Below are 15,965 nucleotides of genomic sequence, written 5' to 3' on the forward strand. Positions count from 1 at the left end.
GTCTACCAGGCCATGGCACTGTTCTTCTGGCTTGTCGTTGTGATGATCATCAGGCGCCGTACCGGCGCAACGCCCTCTCGTCATCACGTGGCCTCATCCTACAATTAGCCATCTAATCATTCAAGAGTAAGAAGCCATGCTGATGGATAGTGAATACCCTCGTGACTGGCAGCCAACAAGAAACCTGGAGGCGCAAGGTCAGCGATCGGACCCCGGTGAAATCGAACCCGGTGTAATAGCGGCGCCTCGGACTCCGGAATAGACTTACACGTGAGCCGCGGCCCTGGGCTCGCAGTTCACATCGCGCTCGTCAAGCTCACGCAGCCAGCACGCAAACTCGAGGCACACTCCATCGGGATCAAAGAAATAGACTGACCGCACGAACACATCGCTAGTCACTGTTTCGCTGATTTGCCTCGGCGAGTCGTCGTGGTTCATCACACGCGAAACCTTGACACCCTTCTCCACCAGACGCTCGACATAGGCATCGAACTTGTCGGCAGGCACGTTGAAGGCGATATGGTTCAGCGAGCCGTGTGCGGATAGAAGCGAACCCTGCCCCGGGAGTGCCGCCGGCGCTGCAATTCCTGGATGCGCCTCCGGCGCATTGGGAAACCAGAAAAATGCAATCGAGTCTCCATTGCCGATATCGAAGAAAAAGTGCTGGCCCATGCCAGCAGGCAGATCGATCGTCTTGATCAACGGCATTCCCAGCACATCTCGGTAAAACTCGACTGTCCTGGCCATGTCCCTGCAGACCAGGGCAATATGATTGACACCCCGAATGTCGAACTCAGTATTCGTCTTCCTCGCCATAGTGGCTCCTCCCAATCGAATCGTCGTGATCTTCGGCGGTGCGAGCATCGGCTCTTCCCGCCACGTGCACCGATACTTGCTCGTAGGCAATGAGCATGCGGACTGGTGCTCTCCGCACTCGCAAAAATATATAGATCTCTATTTATTTTCGCAATAGAATCCCCGGGCAATCAAGTCTCAGTGAGAACCCATGCCAGCCACCAAACTGCTCGCACTTTCGGGAAGCCAACGATCCGGTTCGTTCAACCAGCGCCTGCTCGATCGCGCCGCCGCTCTTGCACGCGATGCCGGGGCCGAGGTCACGAAAATCCACCTGTCTGACTTTCCGCTGCCGCTATACACGCCCCAGGTCGAAGCCGCGGGCTTTCCGGATGTCGCACGCGAATTCAAGGCACTCTTCAGGAGTCATCACGGCTTCCTGATCGCGTCGCCCGAGTACAACGGCTCCGTCACCGCTGCACTCAAGAATGCTATCGACTGGGTGTCGCGGCCGACCGATGGCGAAGCGCAGACAACGTTCAGCGCTTTCCGCGGAAAAATCGCGGGCGTCATGTCGGCATCTCCGAGCGCCTTCGGTGGTCTGCGGGGCCTTCAGCATCTGCGGCAGATCCTCGGCACCGTGCAGACGCTAGTCGTGACCGAACAGGTGGCACTCCCCTTCGCAGACAAGGCGTTTGATGGCGACGCACTGCTCGACGGTGCCGCCGCTCAGTTGCTGCCCGCTCTTGTCCAACGGGTTGTCCAACTGGCCCGGTTGACTGCCTGAGAGCCCGGCCCTGCACGTGCCAGAATGCCCTGTCGCGCGACGCGTTTTCCTGCCGCCGCGCGACGAGACGAAGAACAGGAAGAAGGTTCGGCTATTGCTCGATTGCCACCTTCGACCTGAGGACCAGTTCTCGCCAGATGTCCATGTCACGTTTCATCACTGGCGCGAACGCCGGCCCGTCGGTCCAATTGAGGATCAGATCCATTTGCTCCAGACGCCTGCGCTCGGCTGGCTGTTCGAAGACAACCCGAAGTGCCTGCGACAGTCGACCGGAAATTTCCCTTGGTACGCGCGCGGGCGCCATGAACGCGTACCAGCCGCCGGTGTAGCTGACTTCGCCGTGGCCCTGCTCGACAAACGTTGGCACATCCGGCAGGGAAGTCGCCCGTCGATCAGCTAGGACGGCAAGTGCCGTTAGCTGTCCCGACTGCAGGGAGCCCTTGACTGCAAACGCAGAAAACAGGCCTACTTCGATCTGACCGCCCAGCAGGTCAGTCAGCGCCGGCACCTCACCTTTGTAAGGTATGCCGGTCATGCCGAGGTCATTGTGCTGATTGAAGATTTCCATGACCACCTGCGGGCCAGTGGCACTGAAGCCGTAATTCCAACGTTTGCCCCGTGCCGCCCTTATGAATTCGTCGACGTTCCTGACCTTCTTGTCCGAACGAACCACAAGTACTGTCGCAGTCATGCCCAATCGCGCAAGTGGCGTGAAGTCCCGTAGTGGGTCATAGCCGACATTGCGGTAGTGGATGGGATTCTGGATCAGGGACGTCATTGCCAGGAGAAGCGTGTACCCATCAGGCGCGGAGTTCGCGACAAATGCCGAAGCAATCGATGTGTTGGCCCCAGGCTTGTTCTCCACGATCACCTGCTGCCCCAACTGCTCGCTCAGGCCCCGTGCGAACTCACGACCGATCGCATCACCAACTCCACCGGTTGCGGTGGGTACCACAAGCTTGATGGGCCGGTCTGGCCATGCAGCATCGTGCCCCAGTGCCACTGTTGGCCACTGGGACAATGCCGCAGCCCCAAGGCCACCGAGTAGAAGGCGTCGCCTTCCGTTTGTTGCGTTCATAACCATCCTGCCCCATTCCCTCTTGCCGATGCAGATATCAATGCATCGGTCACCATCTGCACTTCCAACTTTGCCGCAACAGTGAACCAGACCTTCCACTACAGACTTCCTGGAAGGTCCGAGAATCGAGGAGACCGAATGTCCCGCAACCGCAACCTGGGTGCATCAATACAACCGCCTTGCCAAGGGATCCGATGGTATAGACGGAGTTTGTCCCCTGCTTTGCAATGCGCGCCATTCCCGGTGAAGAAGAGTTCGGATCTCTACCCATTGACAGCAGATGAGGCTGCAGACATCACCCCTTCGCTCGTAACGCAAGCGACTACAGCGGCACGCGGGATTTCAGCCAAGGCACCAACTTCGCGGCATGCGCCAAAGCCCCGGCATTCTCGTGCTGGCCTTCATCTGGTTCGAAATAGTGAAGCTGTTCCGGGAAATTCTCGAACGTCTTGTCTTCACTCCCGAATGCTTCAAAGATCGGCCTGGAGTGCGCCTCCAGGTAGCAGTCGAGATCGCGGCCAGCGTGAACAAGGATCATTGGCACCTTGATCGAACGCGCGGTCTTGAGCAGGTTTGCATTGCTCGACAGCCCGGACCATGTGGACAGCCAGGCGTCCGGCGTCACGATCCGCCCGAAGCCGAGCAACTGGAAGTTCATGAGATCCGGGCGATCGCTGAGCAGGCTCCCATATCCTCGATTCCCCGGATCGAGCGAATTGTCGGTGTAGTTCAGGTTCGCCATGGTCCGGTAGACCGTCATCACAGGCTGAAACGCCGCTCGCTGCAGGACCGCGCGCTGGCGTGCGTAAGGCAGTGACTGGAAGCCCGGATCGGATGCCGTGAACTCGGCATCTCGCTGTTCAGCGATCATCGCGCGTGCCTGGGAATCGATGCGAGCCACGCGTGCCAATTGTGCTGCCCGATAGCGCTCCTGGAACTCCGGGCTGTAGCGCGACCACTCCGGCGCCGGCCTGAATCCATTGCACGGGTCATACATATCCAGGCTCGCGTCCGTGAGGAGCGGATTTTTCTCATCTACAACCGATGGATCAATCGCTTCATTCAGGACCAGGCCCTGGCCGGGGTGGGCCGCCGAGATCACCATGGCGTCGAACGTCGGCATCATCGCAGTCCGTAGTGCCGTCGGCCTGCCCGCCGGGGTGAACGCCAGGCGTTCCGCAGGCGTCAGTTGGGCCTGAGACTGATAAAAGCCACCGAGGGAGCCGCCACCGGAATTGCCCAGCCACACTACCTTTTCAACGCCGCGATGCTCCTTCAGCCACTGCACTTGCGCAGCGATGTCCAGAATGATCTGCTCGTGCACGCATGTCACGTCGTTACCCGTTGTCCGGACGCTGGCGCCGAGGCATGCGTACCCAGCACGAAGCAGTTGGGGAAACAGGTAGTGTTGACTGAAATCCACACGCGGATGCCCGGCGACAACTGCTACGCGTGGCCGGGGACTGTTTCTTGGCGTCCAGTACAAGCCCCGGCTTTGTGCACCATCGTTGGCATACGCCGTGATCTGTTCGCAGTTGGCAAAGCCTTCAACAGGTTCGCGAAACCTCACCCAGCTACCATTCCAGTAGGTTTTCGATATCAAGCGCATTTCATCGTCTCCAATTCTCCGCCTCGCAATAGCGGGCGCATGTTATGCACAGATGGGCGATACCGGAACCTGATGCCTCATCTCGACCTCCTGCCGGGTCTTGGCCGATGCAAGGATGGCCAGGCACACTTCCATTGTCGCCATGGACCAGCGGCCATCGTGGAGGGGGCGAACACCTTCGCGCAATGCCCGCCACAGTTCGTCGATGACTTCCCGCCGGGGTACATAAGGCGCCGGCAGCGCTTGCAACATGCGCGCCGCGTCACCGAAGACCTCCACACCAAAAGGCGTCAGCCTGAGATCTGCACGCTCGCAACTGACCACAATATGGCCGAAATGCTGGTGCGCTTCTGCGCGCCGGTGGGAATTTTTCTGATACAGGGCCCCGCCATAGGTCACCGAAGCCTTGCGCGCTGCCTCGCTCTCGCCAGACTGCGTGTGAGCGAGATTGCGGCGCGCCATTCCATAGTCTTCCCGCCTCTTGCGATGCCCCATTTCACCGACCCACCCCTGCAGTTCGTCTGTGTCGTAGTAGCCGTAGCCACTATACGTTGCCGAAGCAAAAGCGCCCTCTTCAAACTCCATCAGCGCGCTATACGCTCCTTCGGTCGGCCGAGCCGGATCCCACGCTCCGGTATGCGCGCGCACGGAACGCACCATGCCTCCGCACAGGAGTCGGACAATCTCGACCTGATGGGCCCCCTGGCTGAAAATCACGCCGCCACCCTTCGCGGTGTCGAGTTCCTCAGGGCGACGGGGCCGATAAAGGAAATCCGTGTAGTTTTGCGCCACGACCATCCGCGGTGCCCCCGTCAAGCCGCTCTCGATAATCCTGCGTGCCTGCAGGACGGGCGCATCAAAGCTGTGGCTATGGCCCACAATCAGATATGTTCCCGCCGCTTCCGCAGCCTCGACCATGGCCTGGCATTCCTCCATGGAAATTGCCATCGGCTTCTCGACCAGGACATGCTTGCCATGCCGGAGCGCCGTGCAAACGTGCTCCGCGTGCATCTGGTGTGGCGTAGCCACGTAGACGGCCTCCAGGGAATCGTCGGCACACAACGCCTCCACTGAATCGTATGCCGTGCCACCGAAGTCCCGAACGAACTGCGCACGGGCCTCAAGCCTGGGATCGGTTGCAGCCACAAGACTTAGTCGCTCGTCGTTCGTCAGCGTCGGCAGCATCAGGGCAAACGCGCGACCGAGCCCGATCACCCCCAGACGGATTCGGGTATCGGCCATATCAAAGGTCCAGGATGAGATTCGACTGCACGCCCCTGGATACGCAGACCATCATGTTCTGCAGCCGTTCATCATCCGTCAGGATCAGATCACGATGTTCCACCACCCCGCCCAGCCATCGGGTCTTGCACGAGCCACAGGTTCCGCTCTCACATGAACTGGGAACCTGCACATCGTGTTGTCGCAAGGCTTCGAGCAACGTCTGCTCCGCCGGGACGTCGATCGTTTTACCCGAACGAGCCAACGTAACCGCAAACGGCGCGTTCTGCCATTTCAATGACGATTCCGCGCCAAAACTCTCAAAGTGCACCGACCCACCCGGCCAGTGGCCACTCATGTCGCGCACGGCATCCATCAGCGCACGGGGACCACAACAATAGACATGGGTCCCACCGGGATTCTCAAGAATGGGCCATAGATCAAGATGCCGCTCCGGGTCACCGAAATCATGGTGGATCTTGACCCGGCCATGGAATTCGTGACCCTTCAGCTCATCCAGGAAGGCGGTCTCTTCAGGCGAACGCGTGCAATAGATCAGCTTGAAACGCTCCTGCCCGCTCGCCTGGAGATGGCGCATCATCGACAGGATCGGAGTGATGCCGATACCTCCCGCGATGAACAGAAATTGCCTGGCACGTGTATCGAGCGCGAAGTCGTTGCGTGGCAGCCGGACCCCAATTACGTCACCGACGTGCAGTTGGTCCGCCATGCTCACTGAGCCTCCGCGGCCCGCGTTGTCACGCATGACAGCGATAACGTAGTGATCCCGTTCCGCCGGGTCATTGCAGAGCGAGTACTTGCGTTGGGCACCGCTGGGCGTGGTCACATCGAGATGCGCACCAGCGGTAAAGGGCGGCAGCTCATGACCTTCCGGGTGACGAAACTCAAATACATGAACTGCCGCAGCAATCTTCTCAGCCCGCGTTACGGCAAGGTCCATTGTCAGCGTGTCTCCGCATGACATGTGCTTCTCCTCGTTGCACCACAAAAACAGGGATCGACTGCAGGCTAGTGCAGGCGCCACTTTCACTGTGACGCCCGACAATATTATTAGCTTTCTAATTTAATGATGCTAGGGTCTTTCCCTAGTACTGAGGTGCCCGGACCTCATCCGGTTGCGCGCACGATCGGAAAGACTACGCAGAATCCCTATGGACAATTGCCCCGACCTTCCCCTAGACTTTGATTAGCTCTCTAATTTTATTGACGACTTGCGCTGACCTTGAAAGATCTCGCGCATGACGCACTCACAAAGTCAAAGCATCATCAGGGGAACCATGCTGACTCACGACGAGAATGAACTGCTGTGCCGCGTTGAAGGCAACGCCCCGATGGGGCAACTCATGCGGCGCCACTGGCAACCAGTCTGCCTGATCGAGGAGGTATCCGAGCCAGATGGCAACCCGATTCGCGCACGGCTGTTCGGCGAGGATCTGGTGGTATTCCGTGATAGCGAAGGGCGTGTCGGCGTCATCGACGAATTCTGCCCGCACCGCCGCGCCTCACTTTTTTACGGACGCAATGAGGACTGCGGACTGCGCTGCCTCTATCACGGATGGAAGATCGATGTAGCCGGCAACGTGGTCGAAATGGCATCCGAGCCGGCCGCCAGCGAGATGTGCGACAAAGTGAAGCATCTTGCCTATCCCACGCACGAATGGGGAGGCATGGTCTGGGCATACATGGGACCGCAAGATGAAAAGCCGGAGTTCCATCCACCGGCCTGGGCACCCGCGAAGGATGTACGAGTGAGCATCGCCAAGGCCATCATCCCTTGCAATTGGGCGCAGGTGCTTGAGGGTGCCATCGATTCGGCACACAGTTCCAGCCTTCACTCCTCGGACATGGTCCCGGCACGTGTGCAAACCGGCGAAGCGACAGACAAGGCCTGGCTGCGTCCATCCACCGACCGCGCCCCCCGGATGCAGGTGGAGCGCACGAGCTACGGCTTCCGCTATGCCGCCCTGCGGCGCCCTATCAAGGATGCGGCCACACTTGACTATGTACGCACCACCGTCTTCGTCGCGCCAGCCACGGCACTAATCCCGCCGAACAACCTCTACAACGTCGCCAACGTCAACGTCCCGGTCGACGATACGCATACGGCCTTCTATTTCATCGCCTGGGGCCATCCCAGCCGGACACCGGAGACCGAAACCTGGCGCAAGTTCCTCCGCCAGACCATCGGCGTCGACATCGACGACACTTACAAGCCGCTGCGTCGGATGGACAACAACTTCAAGCAGGATCGCCAACTGATGAAGGCGGGGAATTTCACCGGAATCAGCGGGTTCCCCAACCAGGACATCGCGATGTGGGTATCGATGGGCGCGATTGCCGACCGCACCCACGAGCGTCTCGGTGCCAGCGATCTCGCCGTTGTCGAGTTCCGCAAGCGGATGCTCGAAGCCGTCAACGCATTCCAGCAGGGCGAGCCGGCAATCGGCACTGGTCCTGCCCGCATTCCTGACCTCGCCTGCTCATTCCAGGCCATCCTTCCCAAGACAACCGACTGGCGCACCTACCCGGCGCGCCACGTATGGGAACCCGAGACCGAACTCGATTCTTCATACAACGTACCCGCACAACGCTGAGGCAACCACTAATGAGCAAGTTGCAACTTTCGATTGCGATGGGCGACTACGATCGTACGCGCGCCCTGCTTACCGGCGACGTGCAGATCGATGGTGTCGATCCGGTCTGCATGACGCTTTCGCCTGAGGAGATGTTCTTCCGGGCCTTCCGTCATACCGAATTCGACATCAGCGAACTGTCGTTCTCCAGCTATCTCGTCAAGGCATCAAAGGGAGAGAGTCCCTACGTGGCGATTCCTGTCTTTCTCTCGCGCGCCTTTCGCCATACCTCGATCTACGTCCGCAAGGACCGTATCCGCAGACCGGAAGACCTGAAAGGCTGCCGGATTGGTGTACCGGAATACCAGCTCACGGCGATCGTCTGGGCACGCGCCATCCTGCAGGATGACTATGGGGTGCGGCCGGAAGACGTCACGTGGGTCCGTGGCGGCATCGACGAGCCTGGCCGCCCCGAGAAGATCAAGCTGGACCTGCCCTCCGATATTCGCCTTGAGAGCGCGCCAGATGGCGACACGATCTCTGACATGCTTGACCGGGGCGACATCGACGCCTTCATCGCACCCCGCCCTCCGGGACGTGCCGCCGCCCAAAATCCCGACATTGGCTGGCTGTTTCCGGATCCCACTGCAACGGCCAAGGACTACTACCGGCGCACCGGTGTATTCCCCATCATGCACGTAGTAGGCATCCGCCGAGAGCTTGCGGACCGGCACCCCTGGCTGCCTGCCGCCACGCTCAAGGCCTTCGAGCAGGCCAAGGCTATTGCGCTGGAAAAGCTGGCCGACACCTCCGCAACCAAGGTTACCCTGCCCTTCGTGGAGGAACAGCTCAAAGCTGCACGCGAATCGATGGGCCAGGACTATTGGTCCTATGGTGTTGCACCCAATCGGGCAACGCTGGAGACCTTTGTCCGGCACCACTACGCGCAGGGCCTCTCCAGGCGCCTCATGTCCGTGGACGAGCTCTTCCACCCGGGGACCTACGAAACGATGAAAATCTGACCAGCCCCGCACAACAAGGAGGATCACACTTTGACCGATACGCTCCGGCAACAAGACCTGCGCGCACACATCGAAAGCGATGTCGCACGCGCCCTGACCGAGGACAACTGGGCCGGCGACCTGACCGGCATGCTTGTTCCGCCCGAGCGCAGCGCACGCGCCACAATCATTTCGCGCGAGGATGCCAGACTTTGCGGCTCGGCGTGGGTGGAACGGGCGGTCATGCGGCTCGACCCGGAGGCCCGTGTGACGTGGGCAGCCGCAGACGGCGACCGCATCGCCGAAAATCAGTCCGTCTGTCTCATCGAAGGCAATGCGCGCGCCATACTGGCGGCAGAACGCACGGCGCTCAATTTCCTGCAACTGCTCTCGGGCATTGCCACCAGGACGGCCCGCTACGTGGAAGCCGTGGCGGGGACGTCCACGCGGATCTACGACACGCGCAAGACCCTGCCCGGTCTGCGCCATGCACAACGCTACGCCGTCAGGATGGGTGGTGGATACAACCACCGGTTCGGCCTGTCCGATGCCATCCTGATCAAGGAGAATCACATCGCCGCAGCGGGCGGCATAGGAGCAGCGATGCGCGATGCGCATCGGTACGCGGCTTCTGCCTCGTTCCTCCAAATCGAAGTCGAGACGCTTTCCGAGCTCAACGAGGCACTGCAGCATGGTGCAAGACTGATCCTGCTCGACAACATGCCGGTCCACGAGATGCGCGAGGCAGTGCGAATGGCGGCAGGACGTGCGGAACTTGAGATATCCGGGGGAGTCACGCTCGAAACGGTCAGGGGGATGGCCGAGGTCGGTATCCAGCGTATCTCCATTGGCAACCTGACCAAGCAAATCTTGCCTGTCGACTATTCAATGCGTATTTCCTGACGCCAGACTCTCATCACGGGGTTGGAAACAATTCAATCGGCGAATTGCCTCCCCCGTGTGGTCACGCCATGCCAAAATGACCGCCATCGCCGGGTACGGCATGATGCAAGCGACGTCTCGTTTCCTGGCTCCTTATCTGCCGCCCCACTCCCGTGTCTGCCGTGCATTCTCCACCTTCCAAGCACCAGCCTCCGCCTTTGCTGCCCACACACTTGAGACGGGCCCGGCTGATCGTGTCAACGAGGCAGGCAGAGCAGATTCGCCTGGTAGTCGTCCAGGCTCCGGCAGGCTTCGGCAAGACCGGAGCCATGCTGGACATGCATACGGCATGGGTGGCCGAAGGCATACGCACCGCCTGGATCCGGCTTGGCGCCGACGACAATGACTTCCCTGTCTTCCTGAAATCGCTCAACGCGGCGATCGACCAGCTCGGACAAGGCTGCGCCAATGCTGCGGGTGCGCAGGCGTCTGAATTGCCCCCCGATACACTGGCTGGCAGACTGGAGCAATTCACCGCCCCCTTCGCAATATTCCTCGACGACTTCGAGACCCTGGTCAACCCTGAGGCCTCTGAATTCATACGGGAGCTGCTTGCACAGATGCCAGCGCACGGCAAGCTGGTCATCGGATCACGTGTTGTACCTGCGCTGGGTCTCGGTCGGTTGCGCGCGCAGGGAGAACTCCTGGAGATCCGCACGGAAGAGCTCCGATTTACGCCTGAGGAAGCGGCCGCATATCTCAGGGAGCACGTCTGTCAAACGCTGGGCTCGGAAGACCTGCGCAAGTTGCACGCGCGCACGGAGGGATGGGTCGCCGCCATCCGACTCGGCGTGCTAGCCATGAATCGCTGCAGCCACGCTTCTCAGTTCATTGATGCATTTTCTGGCTCGGATGCCGCCGTTTCGGACTATCTGGCGGAGGATGTGCTGTCGCAACAGCCACCGCAGGTGCGCGACTTCCTGCTCCGCACCTCCGTGCTTCGGTCCTTTGACGCCAGCCTGTGCAATGCCGTGACGGGCCGGCGCGACAGCGCGCGGATGCTTGCCAGACTGGCTGACGAGAATCTGTTTCTCGTCCGGCTTGATGCCGCCGGCAACTTGTATCGCTATCACAGCCTCTTCGCGGATTTTCTCTTCGCGCGCCTGGCACTGGAGTACGACACCCACGAGATCGACAATCTGAACCGCCTGGCCAGCGACTGGTACACCGAACAGGGACGTCCGGTTCCGGCCATCGAGCATGCATTGCGCGCCGACACCAATCGCGCCCTTGACCTGCTGCAACAGCATGCGGAGCCGATCCTCTGGCAGGGACGGGTCCGCCTGCTGGCTCGCTGGTTCGATGCCCTGCCCGCGGAAAGCTTGTCGAACCGACCGCGGCTTCGCCTGGTGCATGCATGGGCTCTGACCTTCCTGCACCGCAGTGACCGGGCACTGAAGCTGCTGGAAGGAATGCGGGAGGCGGGTGAGCGCGACACAGAGATCGCAGCGCATATGCTCGCGCTGCACGCTTTCATCCTGGCGCTCACCGACAAGCTGGACAAGGCCTTCGAAGCCTGGCAAGCGTGTGCGCGCACGCTTTCGCCGGCGCACGCCTTCCCGTACGGCATACAGCTAAACTCGCACGCTTGCTGCCACATATATCTTGGCAACTTCGACCAGGCACGCCGGATGCTGGACAACAGCCGCCAGGTGCATGGTGCATTCGGCGGGGGCGCAAACATGCGTATCGCCGATTGTTTCGACGGCCTGATCGACCTGATTCAGGGACGCTTGCGCCAGGCACTCGCCCGATACCGTGGCGCACACAAGCCAGACGCAGGCACACAGGCGCCCCGCATCGACGGCCAGGAAATTGCGGGGGCATTCCTGGCCGAGGCATTGTATGAAGCCGGACAGTGCACCGAAGCGCAACGCCTGCTCACCGCGTACCTGCCACTGATCCGTGCCGCAGCGCATACCGACCCACTGATCGTCACGTTCGTGGTGCTTTGCCGATGCGCTCTGGCCGAGTCCCGCGATGAGGACGCCATGTTGTGGCTGCACGATTGCGAGCAGATCGGATACCGTACCGGCCAGCTCCGCATGGTTGCAGGCGTGCGGCTCGAGCGATCACGTATCGCCCTTCTGCGAGGCGACCATATCGGTGCCCGCTCAGAGTTGGCCGCGGCGGAAGCGCTTGACGCGTGGTCGTTCGGCAAGTCATTCATTCCCCATGCCAACGATGTCGACTCTCTCGACCTCGCGCGCTGGCGACTGGAAATTGCGTGCGGTGACCCGGCTGTGGCAGTACAGCAGCTCTCCGCTGCCATTGCCGAGGCTCAGAAGGCTTTGAGAGCCCGTCGCGCCCTGAAGTTGCGCATCCTGCTTGCGCTGGCTCTGTACGCGGGCGGCAAAGCCGAGAACGCGCGGCGCGAATGCCTGCAAGCCGTTGAGTTTGCGGCGGGCGAAGGCTTTGTCACCACCTTCACTGACGAAGGCGCACCAATGCTCCGATTGCTGGACGCTCTGGCTCAGAGCGCCGATTCTCCCGCGGTCGACTCGGTGACTGGCACATTCCTGCAGCAACTGAGGGACCGTCTGGCCAGGCTCTGTGGCAACGATGCCGCGCAATCGGACACGGCATCCTCTCAGACGATGGCCCCCGTTCCACTGGAAGAACTCACGCGAACCGAGCGCAAGGTCCTCGTCCTCCTTGCCGACGGTCTGAGCAACAAGGCGATGGCCGACAAGCTGTTCGTATCCGAGGCAACCATCAAGACCCACTTGCGTGGCATCAATGCCAAGCTGAATGCATCATCCCGCACACATGCCGTCGCACTGGCACGAAAGGCTGGACTGCTCACCTGACCGGGGTCGGCGTACATGCACACCGACCCCGGTCACGTCAGTCCATGTTCTCGCGCAGCCCCAGCGAACGGCTGATGATCTCCAGCATGATCTCCGAGGTACCCGCATAGATGCGCGACACGCGGGCGTCGCGGTACATACGGCTGATGCGATACTCCTCCATATAGCCAGCGCCGCCATGAAGCTGCAGGCACTCGTCGATCAAACGCCCCTCCAGCTCCGAGGTGAGCAGCTTTGCCGAGGCGGCAGACACCGCATCGAGATGGCCAGCGTTGTGCTCCATCACCAGCGTGTCAATCCATGTTTGCATCGCATCGAGTTCAGCATATTTGCGCGCCAGCACGAAACGCGTGTTCTGGAACGCTCCGATCGGCCGTCCAAACGCACGCCGTTGCTTTACGTAGTCGAGCGTGATATCGAGAGCCACCTGGGCATGGGCAAGAGACTGGCAGGCGCTCAGCAGGCGCTCTTCGGCAAGACCCTCTGCAAGATAGCTCAGACCCTTGACCGGATCCCCCAGCAGATTGGCATCCGGTACGAACACCTGGTCGAAGAACAGTTCGGCGGTGTCCTGGGCATCGAGGCCCAGCTTGTCCAGGCGACGACCGCGCTCGAAGCCTGGCATCCCGCGCTCCACGAGAAACAGGCCGAAAGCGCGTGGCTGGTCCGGATCAGTACGCGCTACAACGATTGTAGTGTCCGCATTGATGCCGTTCGAGATGTACGTTTTGGCCCCGTTCAACAGCCACCCGCCCGCGGTCCTCTGCGCGCGGGTCCGTATGCCTGCGAGGTCGGATCCGGTGCCCGGCTCGGTCATGGCAATGGCGAGAATGCGCTTCCCAGTCGCAGCTTCCGGCAGCAGACAAGCCTTCTGCTCGTCAGTGCCGAGGCGAGCGATGTAGGGAGCAACCAGACGCGAGTGCAGCGTGAGATACACGCCAATATCGCCATGCCGGATCATCTCTTCATACACGATCTGCTCATACCGGAAATCCCTCACCCCGGCGCCGCCGTACTGCTCATCTGCCCACATCAGCAGCAGGCCCTGCGCACCGGCCGCCTCGAAAATGGCGCGATCGCACCGCCCGGCACGACGCCACTCGTCCACGTGCGGTGCCACTTCGTTAGTCACGAAGCGAGCTACGGATTCGCGGAACAATTCATGCTCCGCTTCGAAGATTCGACGTCTTGTGCTCATGCGCGCTCCGGCTCGTGAAAGTGCACTGCGTTCGGCAGGCTTCCCTGGATTATCGCGAGACCGGGGCAGGTCTGCCTCGTTCGAAGTGATGAAAAGCGATGCCCTGCATTTCACGCCTGTGTCCCGTGCAACAAATCATCCCTTCGAATGAGGCGATGCTCGGGCATCGAGCCACATAATTTTCCGCACTCAGTGGTCATCATTGTTGTTCCTTGAGGTCCTTGAGGTCCTTGACGCTCACCATCGAAAATATGAATGCATCCGAAGCTCACGCATGCCTGATTGCGTGCCAGCAAAGCGTCGTGCTCTTCTACCATGCACTGGACAGAAGCGATTTTCCTTCTGCCATGGCGCAGATCTCGCCCAACTGCCTGTGGGAACGCGGCGGCGTGTTGCTGCGCGGCGCACGACAGATCGAAGACTCCTTGCGCAAGCGATCGGCAACGCAGGTGGCGCGCCATATCGTCAACAACTTCGCCCTGGTCAGGCAGGAAGCCCAGAGCGCCACTGCAATCTATACACTGGGGCTGCACCTCTATGACGATGGATCTCCCCCGGTTCTGCCGGTGCCAGGTTCCCTGCCTTTCCTTCTCGTTGACGTGACATGTGAACTGAAGCTGGAGCCCGACCATGGCTGGCGCATCGAAAAACTGGATATCCAGCGCACCTTCAGTTATTCCCGCGAGGTGATCCACCCTCTGGCAACGCCGAAACAGGATTAGCAAAGGCCTTCGCATGTACGCCGCGCGTGGTTGATCGCAGCGTGCAGCCGTTTCAGCCCTGACCGGATATTGGTCGCCGGCCGCTGGCCGCTGACAAACTACGCCTGTCTTGTCTCTTGCCTCCAGGGCCCTCCTCGGCGTGCAAGGGTTTAGGGCCGCTCGCGCGGCCCATTTTTTGCTGAGCCTACTGAGCTTTACTGCGGCGTGCGCATCGCCAGGCAAGTTCTGCCAAAGGCCTCACCTTGGCTTCCATGCTCGCCGCGTCGGCTGCCGCTGCGTTGCCGGCCGCCGCGCGGGCAGCAACGCCTTGCAGGATGGCCGCCATGCGAAACAGGTTGTAGGCAAGATAGAAGTCCCAATGCCGGATTGCGCCAATGCCGCGTGCGCGGCAGTAATCCTCGACGAAGGCATGCTCTTGCGGAATACCCATTGCGGTCAGATCGACACCCGCGACACCTCGCCACAGGTCAGGCGGAACGCACCACGACATGCAGAAGTATGAGAGATCTGCCAGTGGATGACCCAGCGTGGAAAGCTCCCAGTCAAGCAATGCAACGACCCGCGGTTCGGTCGGATGGATGATCAGGTTGTCCATGCGCAGGTCGCCGTGTACCAGGCAGGTCTCGTCTCCGTCAGGAATATGCGCCGGCAGCCATGCCATCAGCGCTTCCATTTCCTCGATGCGAGAACCCTCCGAACTGCGGTACTGACGACTCCAGCGATCAATCTGCCGCGCAAAGTAGTTGCCTTGCCGACCAAACGTTTCCAGGCCAACGGCGCGGTAGTCCACGTCGTGCAAAGCGACCAGAATGCGATTGACGTCGGCATAGATTGCCTTGCGCTCGGCCACTGAGAGCTCTGGCAGAGTCGGATTGATGAAGTTCCTGCCGCGAATGAACTCCATCATGAAGAACCGCGTGCCAAGCAGCGAAGCGTCATCGCACCAGGCCACCATGCGTGGCACCGGAACTCCCGTGCCGGCCAGTGCCTGCATCACGCGGTACTCCCGGTCGATGGCATGTGCCGAGGGCAGCAACTCGCCAGAAGGCTGCTTGCGCAGGACGAACGACTGCTTCGCTGTCTGCACCAGAAAGGTTGGATTCGACTGGCCGCCCGACAACCCGCGCACATGCAGACCAGTCGTATCCAACCCCGTCGCGCGCATCCAGACCGCCAGGCTGGCGATATGGATGCCGACACCGGCAATG

13 protein-coding genes are annotated in these 15,965 nt (G+C 60.6%); 6 read left to right on the plus strand and 7 right to left on the minus strand.

Features of this window, described 5'->3' with window-relative positions; all coding sequences use genetic code 11:
• Nucleotides 1–264: 264 nt before the first annotated feature.
• Nucleotides 265–816, minus strand: coding sequence for a VOC family protein (locus B552_RS0103745; protein ID WP_026035289.1), 552 nt, complete (start codon nucleotides 814–816; stop codon nucleotides 265–267).
• A 190-nt stretch (nucleotides 817–1,006) separates the two neighbouring features.
• Between B552_RS0103745 and B552_RS0103750 the strand changes: the two genes are divergently transcribed.
• Entirely contained in the window at nucleotides 1,007–1,582 is a 576-nt protein-coding gene (locus tag B552_RS0103750; RefSeq protein ID WP_019447669.1) for an NAD(P)H-dependent oxidoreductase, read from the plus strand.
• Nucleotides 1,583–1,673: 91 nt separating this feature from the next.
• Here B552_RS0103750 and B552_RS0103755 read toward each other — a convergent pair whose 3' ends face one another.
• The 4 genes from B552_RS0103755 to B552_RS0103770 all read right to left on the minus strand — a co-directional run bounded on the left by B552_RS0103755 (nucleotide 1,674) and on the right by B552_RS0103770 (nucleotide 6,451).
• Nucleotides 1,674–2,660 (minus strand): tripartite tricarboxylate transporter substrate binding protein, encoded by a 987-nt coding sequence (locus B552_RS0103755; protein WP_237718154.1) that lies wholly within the window; start codon nucleotides 2,658–2,660, stop codon nucleotides 1,674–1,676.
• A 322-nt stretch (nucleotides 2,661–2,982) separates the two neighbouring features.
• A complete protein-coding gene (locus B552_RS27095; protein ID WP_193352168.1) occupies nucleotides 2,983–4,269 on the minus strand; it encodes a hypothetical protein in 1,287 nt (428 codons plus the stop codon).
• Nucleotides 4,270–4,311: 42 nt separating this feature from the next.
• Nucleotides 4,312–5,511 carry a Gfo/Idh/MocA family oxidoreductase gene (locus B552_RS0103765; protein ID WP_019447672.1) on the minus strand — a complete coding sequence of 400 codons (1,200 nt, stop codon included), beginning with the start codon at nucleotides 5,509–5,511 and terminating at the stop codon, nucleotides 4,312–4,314.
• Nucleotide 5,512: 1 nt separating this feature from the next.
• Nucleotides 5,513–6,451, minus strand: a complete 939-nt coding sequence (locus B552_RS0103770; protein ID WP_157160167.1) for a PDR/VanB family oxidoreductase — start codon at nucleotides 6,449–6,451, stop codon at nucleotides 5,513–5,515.
• Nucleotides 6,452–6,788: 337 nt separating this feature from the next.
• Between B552_RS0103770 and B552_RS0103775 the strand changes: the two genes are divergently transcribed.
• The 4 genes from B552_RS0103775 to B552_RS0103790 all read left to right on the plus strand — a co-directional run bounded on the left by B552_RS0103775 (nucleotide 6,789) and on the right by B552_RS0103790 (nucleotide 12,837).
• Entirely contained in the window at nucleotides 6,789–8,105 is a 1,317-nt protein-coding gene (locus tag B552_RS0103775) for a Rieske 2Fe-2S domain-containing protein (protein ID WP_019447674.1), read from the plus strand.
• 11 nt (nucleotides 8,106–8,116) lie between these two features.
• Nucleotides 8,117–9,106 (plus strand): 4,5-dihydroxyphthalate decarboxylase, encoded by a 990-nt coding sequence (locus tag B552_RS0103780; RefSeq protein ID WP_019447675.1) that lies wholly within the window; start codon nucleotides 8,117–8,119, stop codon nucleotides 9,104–9,106.
• 30 nt (nucleotides 9,107–9,136) lie between these two features.
• The gene (nadC, locus tag B552_RS0103785) at nucleotides 9,137–9,988 is read left to right on the plus strand and encodes a carboxylating nicotinate-nucleotide diphosphorylase (protein WP_019447676.1); all 852 of its coding nucleotides are present in this window, start codon (nucleotides 9,137–9,139) and stop codon (nucleotides 9,986–9,988) included.
• Nucleotides 9,989–10,296: 308 nt separating this feature from the next.
• Nucleotides 10,297–12,837, plus strand: coding sequence for a LuxR C-terminal-related transcriptional regulator (locus B552_RS0103790; protein ID WP_019447677.1), 2,541 nt, complete (start codon nucleotides 10,297–10,299; stop codon nucleotides 12,835–12,837).
• Nucleotides 12,838–12,874: 37 nt separating this feature from the next.
• On the opposite strand, the gene B552_RS0103795 is transcribed toward B552_RS0103790, so the two are convergent.
• Nucleotides 12,875–14,035 (minus strand): acyl-CoA dehydrogenase family protein, encoded by a 1,161-nt coding sequence (locus tag B552_RS0103795; RefSeq protein ID WP_026035292.1) that lies wholly within the window; start codon nucleotides 14,033–14,035, stop codon nucleotides 12,875–12,877.
• A 230-nt stretch (nucleotides 14,036–14,265) separates the two neighbouring features.
• Between B552_RS0103795 and B552_RS0103800 the strand changes: the two genes are divergently transcribed.
• Complete coding sequence (locus B552_RS0103800; protein WP_019447679.1) at nucleotides 14,266–14,757, plus strand: hypothetical protein; 492 nt, start codon at nucleotides 14,266–14,268, stop codon at nucleotides 14,755–14,757.
• A 184-nt stretch (nucleotides 14,758–14,941) separates the two neighbouring features.
• Here the strand turns inward: B552_RS0103800 and B552_RS0103805 are convergent, their stop codons facing one another.
• Nucleotides 14,942–15,922: a phosphotransferase family protein gene (locus tag B552_RS0103805; RefSeq protein WP_237718159.1), complete on the minus strand. Its 981-nt coding sequence runs from the start codon at nucleotides 15,920–15,922 to the stop codon at nucleotides 14,942–14,944.
• Nucleotides 15,923–15,965: the final 43 nt, after the last annotated feature.

Source organism: Cupriavidus sp. BIS7, from assembly GCF_000292345.1.
Classification (GTDB): Bacteria; Pseudomonadota; Gammaproteobacteria; order Burkholderiales; family Burkholderiaceae; genus Cupriavidus.

Bases quoted from the DNA above. Each gene is read 5' to 3' on its own strand.
- B552_RS0103780 (WP_019447675.1), top strand. From the start codon at position 8,117: ATGAGCAAGTTGCAACTTTCGATTGCGATGGGCGACTACGATCGTACG.
- B552_RS0103750 (WP_019447669.1), top strand. From the start codon at position 1,007: ATGCCAGCCACCAAACTGCTCGCACTTTCGGGAAGCCAACGATCCGGT.
- B552_RS0103770 (WP_157160167.1), bottom strand. From the start codon at position 6,451: ATGGACCTTGCCGTAACGCGGGCTGAGAAGATTGCTGCGGCAGTTCAT.
- B552_RS0103790 (WP_019447677.1), top strand. From the start codon at position 10,297: ATGCTGGACATGCATACGGCATGGGTGGCCGAAGGCATACGCACCGCC.
- B552_RS0103795 (WP_026035292.1), bottom strand. From the start codon at position 14,035: ATGAGCACAAGACGTCGAATCTTCGAAGCGGAGCATGAATTGTTCCGC.
- B552_RS0103745 (WP_026035289.1), bottom strand. From the start codon at position 816: ATGGCGAGGAAGACGAATACTGAGTTCGACATTCGGGGTGTCAATCAT.
- B552_RS27095 (WP_193352168.1), bottom strand. From the start codon at position 4,269: ATGCGCTTGATATCGAAAACCTACTGGAATGGTAGCTGGGTGAGGTTT.
- B552_RS0103805 (WP_237718159.1), bottom strand. From the start codon at position 15,922: ATGCGCGCGACGGGGTTGGATACGACTGGTCTGCATGTGCGCGGGTTG.
- B552_RS0103775 (WP_019447674.1), top strand. From the start codon at position 6,789: ATGCTGACTCACGACGAGAATGAACTGCTGTGCCGCGTTGAAGGCAAC.
- B552_RS0103765 (WP_019447672.1), bottom strand. From the start codon at position 5,511: ATGGCCGATACCCGAATCCGTCTGGGGGTGATCGGGCTCGGTCGCGCG.
- B552_RS0103755 (WP_237718154.1), bottom strand. From the start codon at position 2,660: ATGAACGCAACAAACGGAAGGCGACGCCTTCTACTCGGTGGCCTTGGG.